The sequence below is a fragment of the Arthrobacter sp. 10N44_2 genome (assembly GCF_056394385.1).
The window spans coordinates 15676-30682 of the sequence record NZ_JBFTHT010000018.1; the positions used below are offsets into that span (position 1 = coordinate 15676).

11 protein-coding genes are annotated in these 15007 nt (G+C 68.7%); 5 read left to right on the forward strand and 6 right to left on the reverse strand.

The genetic code is table 11. The features are described from left to right. The first annotated feature begins 207 nt into the window (after positions 1-207). Positions 208-924 carry a hypothetical protein gene (locus AC1DBX_RS16995; RefSeq protein WP_476932299.1) on the forward strand — a complete coding sequence of 239 codons (717 nt, stop codon included), beginning with the start codon at positions 208-210 and terminating at the stop codon, positions 922-924. A gap of 57 nt (positions 925-981) precedes the next feature. On the opposite strand, the gene disA is transcribed toward AC1DBX_RS16995, so the two are convergent. After that, complete coding sequence (gene disA / locus AC1DBX_RS17000; protein WP_476849896.1) at positions 982-2058, reverse strand: DNA integrity scanning diadenylate cyclase DisA; 1077 nt, start codon at positions 2056-2058, stop codon at positions 982-984. A gap of 376 nt (positions 2059-2434) precedes the next feature. Here disA and AC1DBX_RS17005 point away from each other — a divergent pair, with 376 nt between their 5' ends. Together AC1DBX_RS17005 and AC1DBX_RS17010 are read left to right on the forward strand one after the other, a co-directional pair. Continuing rightward, entirely contained in the window at positions 2435-4048 is a 1614-nt protein-coding gene (locus AC1DBX_RS17005) for a peptide chain release factor 3 (RefSeq protein ID WP_028276909.1), read from the forward strand. 172 nt (positions 4049-4220) lie between these two features. Further along, complete coding sequence (locus tag AC1DBX_RS17010; RefSeq protein WP_476859583.1) at positions 4221-5579, forward strand: protein kinase domain-containing protein; 1359 nt, start codon at positions 4221-4223, stop codon at positions 5577-5579. 26 nt (positions 5580-5605) lie between these two features. Here AC1DBX_RS17010 and AC1DBX_RS17015 read toward each other — a convergent pair whose 3' ends face one another. After that, positions 5606-6814, reverse strand: coding sequence for a PucR family transcriptional regulator (locus AC1DBX_RS17015; RefSeq protein WP_476849894.1), 1209 nt, complete (start codon positions 6812-6814; stop codon positions 5606-5608). 97 nt (positions 6815-6911) lie between these two features. Here AC1DBX_RS17015 and AC1DBX_RS17020 point away from each other — a divergent pair, with 97 nt between their 5' ends. Further along, positions 6912-7991 carry a ferredoxin reductase gene (locus AC1DBX_RS17020; protein WP_028276907.1) on the forward strand — a complete coding sequence of 360 codons (1080 nt, stop codon included), beginning with the start codon at positions 6912-6914 and terminating at the stop codon, positions 7989-7991. A gap of 13 nt (positions 7992-8004) precedes the next feature. Beyond that, positions 8005-9216: a fatty acid desaturase family protein gene (locus AC1DBX_RS17025; protein ID WP_243178328.1), complete on the forward strand. Its 1212-nt coding sequence runs from the start codon at positions 8005-8007 to the stop codon at positions 9214-9216. A gap of 89 nt (positions 9217-9305) precedes the next feature. Here AC1DBX_RS17025 and AC1DBX_RS17030 read toward each other — a convergent pair whose 3' ends face one another. The 4 genes from AC1DBX_RS17030 to AC1DBX_RS17045 form a co-directional block, all read right to left on the reverse strand. Next, positions 9306-9878 (reverse strand): class I SAM-dependent methyltransferase, encoded by a 573-nt coding sequence (locus AC1DBX_RS17030; RefSeq protein ID WP_476932300.1) that lies wholly within the window; start codon positions 9876-9878, stop codon positions 9306-9308. A 79-nt stretch (positions 9879-9957) separates the two neighbouring features. Further along, positions 9958-12084, reverse strand: coding sequence for a copper-translocating P-type ATPase (locus AC1DBX_RS17035; protein ID WP_476932301.1), 2127 nt, complete (start codon positions 12082-12084; stop codon positions 9958-9960). Between the two features lie 157 nt (positions 12085-12241). Further along, entirely contained in the window at positions 12242-13615 is a 1374-nt protein-coding gene (radA, locus tag AC1DBX_RS17040; protein WP_223914678.1) for a DNA repair protein RadA, read from the reverse strand. Positions 13616-13701: 86 nt separating this feature from the next. After that, a complete protein-coding gene (locus AC1DBX_RS17045; RefSeq protein ID WP_230007454.1) occupies positions 13702-14829 on the reverse strand; it encodes an FUSC family protein in 1128 nt (375 codons plus the stop codon). Between the last annotated feature and the right edge of the window lie 178 nt (positions 14830-15007).

The following is a 15007-nucleotide window of genomic DNA, read 5'->3' on the forward strand; positions in this document are numbered from 1 at the left end:
GGGCCGCATGGAGGGCTGGGAGATTGTCGGCACGGGCGGGCGCCCCGGCAGGCAGGGGGTCCCGCGGTGCCGCGGCGGATACTGGGGGCGTGGGGGTTAGAGTTTCGATCCATTCAGCGTAATAGATCGGGGTAACGGATCGGGACGGCGTCAGGTCCCGCGGCGTGGTCGGGCGCCATAGCCCGCGCGGTTCTCTAGGCTAGAAGAATGGTCAGGCAAGGCACTTCAGGTACGGGCGGTTCGCGGCCGAAAGGTTCGGTCCCGGGGCAATCCGGGCGCAAATCCGGACGGCCCCCGCTGCGCCGGGTCTACCGCCGCCGCCGGCTGTTTGCAGGGGTGGTCCTGCTGCTCGTCATCGCCGTAGCCTTCGGCGGCTTTGTGGCGGTGTCGAATGCTCTGGGCGGGGGCCCGTCTGCCGGCGCCCAGCCGTCCGGGGCAGCACCGTCGCCGGCGGCCAGCCCGGCAGGCTCTGCGTCGGGTAGCCCGACGGCGTCCGGGGAGGCTTCGGCCTCACCCACGGCCACATCGGGGGAGGGCTGCGAGCAGAATCTGATCACCGTTACGGCCGCCACCGACAAACAGGCTTACGCCGCCGGTGAGAAGCCGCTGCTGAGCCTCACGGTGACCAACAACAACAAGGTCCCGTGCGAGGTCAACATCGGGACGTCGCAGATGGAGTACATGATCACCAGCGGCTCGGACCGGATCTTCTCCTCCAAGGACTGCCAGGCGGAGAGCGCGGACCTGATGAAGACCATTGCTCCGGGCAAGAGCGAGACGGCGAACTTCCCGTGGCAGCGCAACCGCACGGTGCAGGGCTGCGAGCCCGTCGAGGCCACGCCCGGTGCCGGCGGCGCCTACTACGTCTTCACCGCGCGCCTGGCGAACAAGAACAGCCCCAAGGCCGTGTTCCAGCTCAGCTGACCCGCATAACTCCTGTTACCCCCCCGATTACCCCCCCCGGTGGGCTTGTGGAGGGGATTAGAGGAAGCGGTCCAGCAGGCTGGCCTCGGCCATGCGGCTCAGGCCCTCCCTGACGGTCCTGGCACGCTGGTCACCGATCCCGTCGACGGTCATGAGGTCATCGATTGTTGCCGCCATCAGGAACTGCAGGCCGCCGAAGTGGTCGACGAGCCGGTCGGCGACGGCCTTCGGCACGGCCTTGAGCCCGGAGAGCAGGCGGTAGCCGCGCGGCTGCACGACGGCGTCGAGGTTGGCCTCGCCGCCGGCGAAGCCGACGATGCCGGCGATCTTGCCCAGGTCGATCAGCTCGGTCGGGCCCAGGCTGACGAGGGCCTTAACCGCTTTGTCGATGTCATCCGCTGTTGCGGCCGGACCGGAGTAGTCGCGGATGATGACGTCGCTGCCCGGGCCGCGGCCGACGGTGAGCTCGTCCAGCTGCAGCGAGAGCAGGCGGCCGTCCTCGCCCAGTTCCAGGACGTACTGGGAGATTTCCTCGGAGATCCTGCGCACCATTTCCTGGCGCTGCAGGGTGACCGCGACGTCACGGACCGTCACCATGGCCTCGATTTCCAGGGCCGAGAGCGAGCTGGTGACCTGGTCCAGGCGCGAGCGGTAGCGTTCCAGGGTTGCCAGGGCCTGGTTGGCGCGGGCCAGGACCTTTTCGGAGCCCTCCAGGACGTGGCGCAGCCCGTGCACGTACAGCGCGATGATCTGCATTGACTGGCTGACCGAAATGACCGGGACGCCCGTCTGGATGGCCACGCGTTCCGCGGTCCGGTGCCTGGTGCCCGATTCCTGCGTTTCGATGCTCGAATCCGGGACGAGCTGGACCGCCGCGCGCAGGATGTTGCTGGCATCCTTGTCGCAGACGATGGCGCCGTCCATCTTCGCCAGTTCCCGCAGCCGGGTGGGGGAGAAGTCGATGCCGATCTCGAAGCCGCCCGAACAGATGGACTCGATGGTCCTGTCGATGCCCAGCACGATCAGCGCGCCGGTCCGGCCGCGGAGGATGCGTTCCAGGCCGTCGCGGAGGGCTGTGCCCGGTGCCACCCTGGCCAGGGTCGCCTTGAGCGCATCTTCAGGGCTCCGAGCCATAGATTTCCCTTCAAAGGTGCAGGGACGAGCCTGCAAGTGCGCCGGATTCCAGGGTCTCCCGGCAGGATCAAAGTACTCAGTTCCCCGCTCTCCCCATGATAGGGGTAAAGCAAGGCCACTTCCGCACAGGCAAGCCTTAAAGTGGTCCATTGCGGCGTGCCGCCGCGGGCCTCCTGAAGGGCTGCCCCGGGCGCCGTCCGTGACGGCATTTTGGCGCCGCAAGGCCGCAGCTTCGTGCCCGGGCCTCGCGCAGCTTCATGCGCGGTCCGGACGTAGCTTCGACCGTGGTCCGCGGCCTGCGATAAACTTGGATCCTTGGGTGTACCGCGGGCTCTCCGCGCCGTGACCCGTCCACTGCCGCAGCGAAAGTAGCATCGTGTCTCAAGAAGTCCTCAGCCCCGCCCGAGTCCAGGAGATTCACAAGCAGGCGGCCCGGCGCCGGACTTTCGCGGTCATTTCGCACCCCGACGCCGGCAAATCCACCCTGACGGAGGCCCTGGCGCTGCACGCAAAGGTGATCGGCACGGCCGGCGCCTCCAGCGGAAAGGCCAACCGCAAGGAGACGGTCTCGGACTGGATGCAGATGGAAAAGGACCGCGGCATCTCCATCAGCTCTGCCGCTCTGCAGTTCGCCTACCGGGACACCGTGATCAACCTCCTGGACACCCCGGGCCACGCCGACTTCTCCGAGGACACCTACCGCGTGCTAGCGGCCGTGGACTGTGCCGTCATGCTGGTCGACGCAGCGAAGGGCCTGGAAACCCAGACCATGAAGCTCTTCGAGGTCTGCAAGCAGCGCAACCTGCCCATCATCACTGTCATCAACAAGTGGGACCGGCCCGGCCTGGACGCCCTGGCGCTGATGGACGAGATCACCGAGCGCACCGGCCTGCAGCCGATGCCGCTGACCTGGGCTGTTGGCATCTCCGGCGACTTCCGCGGCGTCTGGGACCTGCGCAACGACCGCTTCGCGCAGTTCAAGCGCAACAACGCCGGCGCCAACATCGCCCTCACCGAATACTTCACCCCCGACGAGGCCGCCGCCAGCCAGGGCGACGATTGGTCCAACGCCGTGGACGAGGCCGGGCTGGTCATCGAATCCAACCTGGCGTTCGACGTCGCGGCCTTCCACGCCGGCAAGGCGACGCCGATCCTGTTCAGCTCGGCCGCGCTGAACTTCGGCGTCAAGGAAATCCTCGACGCCCTCGTCGACTTCGCCCCGCCCGCTGCCCCGCGGCCCGACGTCGACGGCGACCCCCGCCCCGTGGATGCCCCGTTCGCCGGGTTCGTCTTCAAGGTCCAGGCCGGCATGAACAAGGCCCACCGCGACCACGTTGCCTTCATCCGTGTCTGCTCCGGCATGTTCGAGCGCGGCATGGTGGTCACCCAGACCCGGACGGGGAAATCCTTCGCCACCAAGTACGCCCAGCAGGTTTTCGGCCGCGAACGCGAGGTGATCGACGAGGCCTTCCCGGGCGATGTGGTGGGCCTCGTGAACGCCTCCTCCCTCCGGGTGGGGGACAGCCTGTTCCTGGACCAGCCCGTGGAGTTCCCGGCGATCCCGCTGTTCGCCCCGGAGCACTTCCAGGTGGCGCGCTCCAAGGACCCGAGCCGGTTCAAGCAGTTCCGCCGCGGCATCGAACAGCTCGAGCACGAGGGTGTCATCCAGGTGCTCCGCTCCGACATTCGCGGTGACCAGGCGCCCGTTCTTGCCGCCGTCGGCCCCATGCAGTTCGAAGTGGTCGAGGACCGCATGGCGCACGACTTCAGCGCCCCGATGCGGCTGGAGCGGCTCCCGTATTCCATGGCCCGGATCTCGACCGCCGACGCCATGCCGGCGCTGGCCAACGTCCCCGGCGCCGAAGTCCTGTTGCGCTCCGACGGGGAATACCTGGCCCTGTTCAACGACGTCTGGGCCCTGCGCCGGATCGAAAAGAACCACCCTGACCTCACCCTGGTGCCGATCGGGACCCACAACCCCGCAAAATAGCCCAAGGCGGCGGACCGAAAGGGTCCCGGGAAGTCTTCCGGAATCCGGTTTCCGCGTTATGATAAGTAAGCTTGCTTATGGTGCGGGTGCCGGGATTTGTCCCGGCTTTGGACTGATCCGCCCGCTTCCAGCGGCGGCCCCATTAGAGGGACCACGTAGACCTTTGACAACCATGGACCCCGGTTTCCTGCTCAGCGGGCGCTACCGGATCGAAGAACTCATTGGCAGGGGCAGCCAATCGAGCGTGTACCGCGCCACGGACGAGGTCCTGGGGCGTGAAGTGGCAGTCAAACTCTTCCGCGACGGGACAGTGGACGAAGAGCGGACCCGCAGGCAGGCCGATGAAGTGCGGATCCTGGCGGGGATGGCCCACCACGCCCTCGTGACACTGTTCGACGCCGGCACGGACCTCAGTGACCCGACCCGCCGGCTCAGTTATCTGGTGATGGAACTCGTCCGCGGCCCCGACCTGCGCCGCCGCTCGGCCGAGGGTCCGCTGTCGGCGGCCCACATGGCGCTGATCGGACACGATCTCGCCGACGGTCTTGCGCACATCCACCACCACGGCATCATCCACCGGGACGTCAAGCCGGCCAACATCCTGCTCGTGGACTACAGCGTCGAGGACCGGCGCGCCCGCGCCAAACTCAGCGACTTCGGCGTGGCCATCACCATCCGCGAAGGCCACCACGGCGACCCCGATGACAGCTCCGGCACCCCGGCCTACCTCAGCCCTGAACAGGCTGCCGGCGAACCGGCAGGCCCCGCCAGCGACGTCTATTCGCTGGGGCTGGTCCTGCTGGAAGGCCTGACAGGGAAAATGGCCTATCCGGGCGCGCCGGTGCAGTCCGCCCTGGCCCGGTTGCTCCACGACCCGGACGTCCCCGAAGACATCGCGCCCATGTGGGCGGCCCTGCTGACCTCCATGCTGGACAGGGATCCGGCCGCCCGCCCGCCGGCCCGGGAAGTGTCCCTGGCCCTGCGCCAGGAAGTCATCAGCGGCACAGGACGCCGCCGCCGGGACCCGGCCGCGCTGTTGACCGACGAAGAAGGGCGCATGCGTGCGGTCGAGCGGTACCGGATCCTGGACACTCCCGCGGACGGCGTCTTTGACCGGATCGCGGCGCTGGCCGCACGCATGTTCTCGGTGCCCGTGGCGATTGTCAGTGTTGTGGACCATGACCGCATCTGGTTCAAGTCCCACCACGGCACGGATGTCACGGAAATCGGCCGGGACCCCGGATTGTGCGCCTCCGCCGTCCTGCAGGGCGATGCCTGGATTGTCCGGGACGCCGTCAACGATCCCCGGACGCTGGCCAACCCCCTCGTGGCAGGCGAGTTCGGCCTGCAGTTCTATGCCGGGGTGCCGCTGCGCACTCCGGACGGCTACAACCTGGGCACCTTCTGCATCCTGGACCGTGAGCCCCGCGAGTTCAGCGATGAGGACACTGCCGCGCTGGAGGACCTGGCGGCGCTCGTGATGCACGACCTGGAGCTGCGGCTCCACAGCCGGCGGGCGCTCGCCGGGTAACCTGCGGTCCGCCCGACGGGCTTGGCCTACCGCCGGCCGGCGTGCAGGGCCAGTTCGAGTTCGAAGCGCGCCGTTGGGTCCTCGAGGGCGTCGCCAAAGAGCTCGCGCAGCTGCGCTGCCCGGTAGCCCACGGTCTGCGGGTGGATCCCGAGCTCGGCGGCCACGGGCGCCCGCTGGCCCCAGTGGCGCAACCAGGAGAGCAGGGTTTCGGCGAGCCGGTCGCGCTGTGCGGGCCGGAGCCCTTCCAGCGGCGCGAGCCGGCGGTTGGCGAGTTCGGTGATCGCCGAGGGTTCTGCACCGAGAATCACCTGCGCCAAGTGCTCGTCGGCCCAGATCGGGGGGTCATCCGGTCCCTCCCGCGGAGGCAGTGCTGCGGCGGCCAGCACGGCCAGCCGCAGCGAATCCGGAACCCTCTCCCAGCCCCCGGCCGGTCCCACGGAAGCGCCGCGCCCCTTCAGGGCACGGTCCAGGTCGTCCCGGGCGGAGCGCGACATCCGCGCCGGCACCAGGGCGACAACATCGGTCTCGCGCTCAATCACAAGGGTGCCCGGGCCCAGGCGCAGCCGCAGCCCGGCCGCGCGGTCCAGCGGCAGCGTCACCACCGCCATGCGCTGGGGCAGGGACCAGTCCGCCATCGCCGCCGTCTGGCGCAGGGCCGCCTCGTCGGCCTGGCCGAGCAGGAGCAGGTCCAGCAGTTCGGTGCGCCGCCGGTCCACTGCTCCGGCCCGTTCGGACTGCTCAAAGGCGTAGGCCTCGGCGCTGACCGCTGACAGCTCATCGATGTACGCGAGGATCGATTCGCCCAGATCCACCACGACGCCCTGGCCCAGATGATGTTCCACTGAGACTTTGGACATCTCCCGGAACGTCACGCGGGCGCCCATCCGGTAGGCGCTCAGGAGCGCGTCCATGCTCCGCCCCTGCCGGAACTCGCCGCTGCCCAGCCCGGCCACCAGCTCCCGGCTTTCCTCGGACAGCGCTGGCAGCCGGGTCCCGGGCAGTTGCAGGAAGCGGTCCAGTGCCGCGGCCACGCCCCTGCGCAGCCCCCTGCCAAAGCGCCCCTCGATCGGCCTGGCGTAAGCCGGGACGAGCTGCGGGACGGCTTCGATGATGGCCTCCACAATGCCGGGCATCCGCGGCCGCAGCATGTCGCTGACCTCCCGCGGCAGGGCCAGCCAGGGAGGATCGTAGGCGGGGGTGGGGCCGGCAGGCTCCCGGGCAGGGGATGTGTTCATGAACAGTCCGATGAGTTGTTGCGGCGGGATAGTTTTCTTGAGTCGATCGTATGCCTTGGGTGAAGAAGTATGGCGCAATCTGACATAAGCTTGGTGAATGATCCGGCTCCGTAAGCTGGCGCGCGCCGCATCTCTACTGACCACCCCACTAGCTCCAGAAGACATTCTGTCGCTGTTCAATCCTGTGTTTTCCGCCCGCCAATTGCGCGGCGTAGTCACCAGGGTGGTTCCAGAAACGGCCGATTCCGCCACCATTTTCTTCCGTCCCGGCCGCGGCTGGCAAGCACATCTTGCCGGCCAGTGGGCCCGTATTGGCGTCGAGCTCGACGGTGTCCGCCACTGGCGGTCCTACTCGCTCAGCGCCCCCGCCGGACAGGACCCGGCAATCACCGTGACCGACATGGGCGCCGTCTCCGGGGCCCTCGTGCGCGGCACCAAGCCCGGCGACGTCCTGTTCCTGGCGCCCCCGCAGGGCGATTTCGTCCTGCCCGAGCATCCGCGGCCGCTGCTCATGCTCACGGCCGGCAGCGGGATCACCCCGGTGATGTCGATGATCCGCACGCTCGTTCCGCACCGCCCGGATTCGGACGTCGTCCTGATCCACACAGCCCGCACCGCCGCGGACACCATCTTCCGTGAAGAACTCGCCGAGCTCGCCGACCAGTTCCCCAACCTGCGCGTCACGCACTGGTTCACCGGTGAGAGCGGACGGCTGGACTTCACCTCGGCCGCCGACCTGGACCGGCTCTGCCCGGACTGGCGCCAGCGCGCCGCCTACGCATGCGGTCCGGAAGGGTTCCTCAACGACGCCGAGGCGCTGTGGGAGGCCGAAGCGGAGGACGCCCAGCAGGCCGCGGCCAGCTCGGGCACCCTGACCATCGAACGCTTCAGCACCAGCCTCGCCGGCGGCGCCGGGCACGACGGCGGCCTGGTCACCTTCGAGGCCTCCGACCGTGAAGTCGAGGCCGATGGCGACACCCCGCTGCTCGATGTCGGCGAGGACGCCGGCATCCTCATGCCCAGCGGCTGCCGGATGGGTATCTGCCACAGCTGCCTCATCCCGCTGCGGGCCGGCCACGTCCGTGACCTGCGCACCAACGAAGTGCACGGCGAGCCCGGCCAACTAATCCAGACGTGCGTGTCGGCAGCCGCCGGCCCCGTTAACCTCGACCTCTGAGGAGTATCACCGCATGACGATTGTTTCCAACAAACCGGACCTTTCCGACGCCGACACCCCCGCCACCAGCGGTTCAGCCGACACAGCGAAGGTCGTCACGGTCGCGAAGACGCGGCCCGGCGCCCTCGCCGAGACCGGCAGCCCGCTGCTGCGTCCGCCCGCGGCCGCTCACCTCTCCGACGAGCAGGTGGCGGAGCTGGGGCGCGAACTCGACGCCATCAAGGATGACATCCTCGCCAAGCGCGGGTCCGCCGATGCCGCCTACATCCGCCGCATGATCAAGATCCAGCGCGGCCTGGAGCTCTCCGGCCGTGCCCTGCTCCTTGTCAGCAAGAAGAAGCCCGCCTGGTTCGCCGGCACCGCGCTGCTGAGCTTCGCCAAGATCCTGGAAAACATGGAACTTGGGCACAACATCCTGCACGGGCAGTGGGACTGGATGCGGGACCCGGACATCCACTCCACCACCTGGGAATGGGACTTCGTCACCCCCGCGCGCTCCTGGCAGCACACCCACAACGATCTCCACCACCGCTGGACAAATGTGGTCGGCAAGGACAACGACATCGGATACAACCTGCTGCGGATGGATCCGGACCAGAAATGGACGCCCTTCAACCTGGGCAACCCGCTGTACAACGCGCTGCTGGCACCGGTCTTCGAGTGGGGCATCGCGATCTACGACCTCGAACTGGTGGACTACAAAGAGGGCCGGAAGTCCAAGGAAGCCCTGACCAAGGACCTGAAGGCCCTCGGCCGCAAGGCACTGACGCAGTTCACCAAGGACTACGCCGCCACTCCCGCCGTCGCCATGCTGACCGGTTCCGGCAAGCAGGCCCTCTACGGCACGCTGACCGCCAACGCCGTCCGCAACGTGTGGGCGCACGCAGTGATCTTCTGCGGCCACTTCCCCGAAGGCACCGACACCTTCACCGAGGAAATGGTAGAGGGCGAGACCCGGGGTGACTGGTATGTGCGGCAGATGATCGGCTCGGCCAACATCTCCGGCTCCAAGTTCATGCACCTCATGACCGGCAACCTCTCGCACCAGATTGAGCACCACCTGTTCCCGGACCTGCCCTCGAACCGCTACGCGGAGGTGCAGCCGAAGGTACAGGAGATCTGCAAGCGCTACGGACTGCCGTACACCACGGGTCCGCTGCTGAAGCAGGTCGGCTCCACGTGGGCGAAGATCTTCAAGCTGGCCCTGCCGCCCAAGAAGGCCTAGCAAATCCAGGCCGGCTCAGCCGGAGCGAAATCATGAGAGGGGTGTCTGCCATCGGGGCAGGCGCCCCTCTTCGTTGTGCCGGGGCGGGGTCAGGATTTGCCCGCCATGCCGAGGACGTGGGCCAGCCGCGGATTGCCGGGAAGCACCGAAAAGCCGAAGCGCTCGACGCCCTGCACGCTCAGGCCTGCCGCGGCGATCATGGCTGCGGTGTCACGGTTCGGGTGGCATCCGCCTGCCATCCGGCCCCACAGCGGTGTGAGCAGGTCTTCGGCGGCCCCCAGCAGGCGGTGCGCTGAGCGGACATGTTCGTAGAACAGCAGCAGGCCGCCGGGGCGCAGGACCCGGACCACCTCCGCCAGGGCGAGGGACGGGTCCGCCACGCTGCACAGCACCAAACTGGTGACGACGACGTCGGCCGAGGCATCCGCCGCCGGCAGCGCTTCCGCCACGCCGTCCCTCACCGTGACGGGCACAGGCGCCTTGCCGGCGGCGGCGAGGGCCAGCACACGGAGCGTGGGGTCCGGTTCGAGGGCCAGCACGCCGGACACCGTGGAAGGGTAGAACGGGAAGGTGGCCCCGTAGCCCGCCCCGATTTCGATGACGAAGCCGTGCGCCGGCGCGACGAGCCGGCGGCGGTGCTCTGCTGCGCCGCGGGCGTCCATCCGCGGACCCACCCGGGCATACGATCTCCCGAATGATGACTCACGGCGGGTGGTTTCCGGCATGGGGGCCTCCGCCAGCTCAGCTGACCGCGGCCGGGTTGAGCTTGAGCCTGCGCAGCAACTGGGCGTTCAGGGCAACCACAATGGTCGACGCCGACATCATCACGGCGCCCGCGGCGGGGGACAGGACAATTCCGGCGAAGGCGAGGACACCGGCAGCCAGCGGCACCGAGATGATGTTGTATCCGGTGGCCCACACGAGGTTTTGCCACATCTTCCGGTAGCTCGCCCTGGAAAGATCGAGCATTGACAGCACAGCCCGCGGATCGTTGCCGGCCAGGACCACGCCGGCGGATTCCACGGCCACGTCCGTGCCGCCGCCAATCGCGATCCCCACCTCCGCCCGTGCCAGCGCGGGGGAGTCGTTGACGCCGTCGCCCACCATGGCCACCTTCAGCCCGCGGCCTTGGAGCTCCGCCACTTTCTTGTCCTTGTCGGCGGGGAGCACCTCGGCGAACACTTCGTCGATGCCGAGCTCGGCGGCGACGGCGTGCGCCACCTGCCGGGCGTCGCCGGTGACCATGGCCACCTTGATGCCGCGTGCCTGCAGGGCCCGGACGGCCTGGCGGGACTCGGGCCGTACAGCGTCCTCGAGGCTGACAGCACCCAGGACCCTGCCGCCGTCCACGACGTGGAGCACCGCTGCGCCGCGCTTCAGCCAGGCGCCGGTCGTGGCGGCCAACTCCGGCGGCTCCTGCAGACCCAGCTCCCGGAGCAGGGCCGGACCGCCCACCTGGACCGTGCGGCCGTCGACCGTGGCGCGGACTCCGCGGCCGGTCAGCGACGTGAACCCGTCCGCCGTCGGAAGCTTCAGTCCCCGTTCCCGGGCGGCGGCAACGATTGAGCGGGCCAGGGGATGTTCGCTGTCGGCCTCCACGGCGGCCGCGAGTGCCAGCACCGTATCCTGCGCGGCGTCTTGGCCGGTTGTTCCCGCGTCTGCGGCGGCGACTTCCTTGAGTTCCGGTTCGCCCCTGGTCAGGGTTCCGGTCTTGTCGAACAGCACGACATCGACTGTCCGCATGCGCTCCAGCGCCATCCGGTTCTTGATCAGGACGCCCGCCCGGGCGGCGCGCTCGGTGGAAATGGCGATGACGAGCGGGATGGCAAGGCCGAGGGCGTGGGGGCAGGCGATTACCAGGACCGTCACGGTGCGGGTGACCGCGTCTCCTATGCTGCCCATCAGGGTCCAGAAGATGAACGTCAGGACGCCGGTGCCGGCTGCGAAGTAGAAGAGGAAGGCCGCAGCCCGGTCGGCCAGGGCCTGGGCCCGGGAGGAGGACGCCTGCGCCTCGGCCACGAGGCGCCGGATCCCGGCGAGGGCCGTGTCCTCGCCGATGGCCGACACCCGGACCCGCACGGAGTTGTCAGTGGCGATGGTTCCGGCCACCACGGGATCCCCAGGGGCCCGCAGGACGGTTTTTGATTCGCCCGTGATCATGGATTCGTCGAATTCGGCCTGCCCGCCGCTGACGGTGCCGTCGGCCGGCATCCGGCCGCCGGGGCGGACCAGGATGGTGTCCCCGGCGCGGAGTTCGGCGAGGCTGACGGTCTCCGTGCCGGCTGCCGTGACGCGTTCCGCTTCGTCGGGCAGCAGCGCCGCCAGGGCATCCAGCGCACCCTGCGCCGAGCCGAGGGCGCGCATCTCGATCCAGTGGCCCAGCAGCATGATGGGGACCAGCAGCGCCAGCTCCCACCAGAAGTCGAGATCGAAACCGCCGATGCCGAGGCTGGTCACCCACGAGGCGATAAAGGCGACGCTGATGGCCATGGCAATCAGCAGCATCATCCCCGGTTTTCGCGTCTTCAGTTCATTGAGTCCGCCCTTGAGGAACGGACGGCCGCCGTAGAGGTAGATCGCCGTGCCGAACACCGGCGGGATCCACGCTGAGCCGGGGAAGGCGGGAGGAGCGTAGCCCAGGAGTTCCGCGAACATGGGGCTGAAGAAGACCACCGGCACGGCCAGGGCCAGTGACAGCCAGAACCTGTCCCTGAACATCGCGACGCTGTGCCCGGCATGCTGGCCGTGGCTGTGTACCGTGTGCTCATCCGCGGCGGAGCCCACGGCATGGTTGCCGTGCGGCGTCCCGCCCGGGCTGTGGTTCCCGAGGCCCTGGTCCGCGCCGGGGCTGCTGTGCCGGTGTTCCATGGTGTGTGCTCCTGACGGATGCTCAGTCATCTGCGGCTACGCCAAACATACCCCCGGGGGGTATCTTTGGCAAGAGGGCATTTCCAGCCTCAGCGGACCTCGATAACGCCCATCATCCCGAGGTCCCAGACCACCAGACCACCCGGCATTTGCGGCGTCAGCTGATCAGCAGTCCCAGGGCCTCGGCCAGGTGGCCGACCTCGCGGACCGAGAAGCCCGCCGGAACCGGTCCGTGCCCGTTGGGGCTGGCCGGTACCACGGCATGGGTGAAGCCGAGCCGGTGCGCCTCCTGGATGCGCTGGTTGATGCCGGGCACCGGGCGGACTTCGCCCGCCAGGCCCACCTCGCCGAAGGCTATGAGCCGCTGGGGGAGCGGCTTCCTGGCCTTGGCCGAAGCCACAGCCAGGGCCACGGCGAGGTCCGTGGCGGGTTCGCTGAGCTTGACCCCGCCGACCGTTGCCACGTATGAGTCGTCCTTGTTCAGCAGGCAGCCGGCGCGCTGCTGCAGGACGGCCAGCAGCATCGCGACGCGCGAGCTGTCGAGCCCGCTGGTGGCGCGGCGGGGCTGGGAGCTGGCGCTCTCGGCGAGCAGCGCCTGCACCTCGGCCAGCAGTGGCCGGCGGCCCTCCAGCGTGACCGTGATGCAGGTTCCCGAAACGGGCTCCTTGGTCCGGGAGACGAACAGCCCACTGGGATCGGCGAGGCCCTCGATGCCGTCCTCGTTCAGATCGAAGCAGCCGACGTCGTCGGTGGGTCCGTAGCGGTTCTTGACCGCGCGCAGCAGCCGCAGCCGCGAGTGCCGTTCGCCTTCGAACTGGCAGACGACGTCCACGAGGTGTTCCAGCAGCCGGGGCCCGGCGATGGAGCCGTCCTTGGTCACGTGCCCGACCAGCAGCGTGGTCATGTTGCGGCGCTTGGCCGCGGCGATCAGGGACGCCGCCACCTCGCGCACCTGGGACACGCCGCCGGCGCTGCCCTCGACGTCGGCGCTGCTGAGGGTCTGTACTGAGTCCACCACCAGCAGGCGCGGCTCCAGCTTCTCCACCTGCCCCAGGGCCTGCCCCAGGTCAGTTTCGGCGGACAGGTACAGGGATTCGGCGACGGCGTCGATCCGGTCCGCGCGGAGCTTGACCTGGGCCGCGGATTCCTCACCGGTGATGTAGAGGACGTCCTGCGCCGTGCGGGCGAACTTGGCCGCAACGTCCAGCAGCAGCGTCGACTTGCCCACCCCGGGCTCGCCCGCCAGCAGGATCACGGCGCCTGGCACCAGCCCGCCGCCGAGCACACGGTCGAGTTCATCCACGCCGGTGGGCAGGAAAGCGGCGGTAGTGGCGTCGACGTCGGCGATCCGGCGGGCCGGTTCCAGGACCGTCGTGGCCGCCGTCGTCCGGGCGACGGCGGTGCCGGTCTCCTCCACGCTGCCCCACGCCTGGCACTCGCCGCAGCGGCCCACCCACTTGGCCGTCGTCCAGCCGCATTCGGCGCATTTATAGCCGGGCGCCTTCGGCCCCCGGGAAGTCTTCGTAGCCATTGGTCCACACTATCGGGGGCCAGTGACAACAAGTGCGCCGGCGGCGGACCAGCGACAACAAGCGCGCCGTGCGCCAGCTGCAGCAGCTACAGCGGGGGCAGGATGTCCCGGGCTTCCTTGGAATCCAGCCCCGCGGCCTCGAGCAGGTCCACCATGAGCGGGCGGAACAACATGACCACCGTTTCGCCCTCCAGCCGCTGGACGTCCAGTATCCGCGGATGCAGCCGGACGGCGATCTCCCGCAGCTCCGAGCGTGCTGTCCGCAGGTGGGCGCGGCGGGCGCCGTCGTGTACTTCCGCCAGACCGAGCGAGAGTTCGTCGACGGCGGCGGCCGTCTCCTGCAGGACCTCGGCGATGTTCTGGGTGGCCTCGTCCGAGAGCGCCGCATGGTTGATGGCGCTGGTCAGGCGGCGCGCAAAGACCCGGCTGTTGCGCAGCGCAAGATCGATGTAGTCCAGCGACTGCTCCATCTGGTCCAGCTCGTCCCGGTGCCGCCGGTAGGCTGGGGCCAGGGTTGCCACTTCGCCGGAGGCACGCAGCGACTGGCGCATGGCGTCGACGAGCGGCTGGCAGTTCCGGCCCCGGATGAGGGCATGCCAGGCCTGGGTGGAATCGCTGTAGCTCAGCGCCGAGGCGCATTCCCGCAGCACCTCGGCGAGCTCGTGCAGGAGCTTCTTGACGTCGCTGCGGGGTTCACGCCGCGGATCCTTGGGAACGAGGACGGTCATCAGCAGCGCGAACACTCCGCCCACCACGGCGTCGATGCTGCGGGTGAACGGACCCCCGATCGGTGCGGGCAGGAGCACCACGAGGACCGACTGCAGGCCCAGTTGCGTCGTGAAAATCGTCCCGCTGTCCAGGAACCTGGCCAGCAGGATGGAGAAAAGGAGCACGACGGCGGCCTGCCAGATTCCGGAGCCCAGCCAGTGCAGCAGCAGGTCTCCGACCACGATTCCGAGCGTGCAGCCCAAGCCCACCTCGATGACGCGGCGCAGTCTGGGGTCGCGGGAAAAACCGAGCGCAATAAGGGATGACGTGGCCGCAAACAACGGCCCGCTGTGACCCAGGACGTATTCTGCGAAAGCGTAAGCGCCCACGGCGCAAGTGGTCATCTGGATGGCCGGGCCCAGGGAGTTCCGGCTCCGGACAAAGCCGGTGCGGACCCGGCCGCGCAGGAATCGTGCGCTTGCGGAGAGTCCAGTCGCGGAGGCCATGCCCTCCAGTCTATTTGCTGCGCCGGGACGGCCGGCACGGCAGGACACGGCAGGGGCCGCGGGCACTGTGTGGCCGATACGACTGTGACGCACAGAACACAATGGCGGCCCGGCATATGTAAGCCAATAGTCCCGCGTCGTTCACCGGCCGTTCACTTTGGTCCGCAATTCTCTTCAC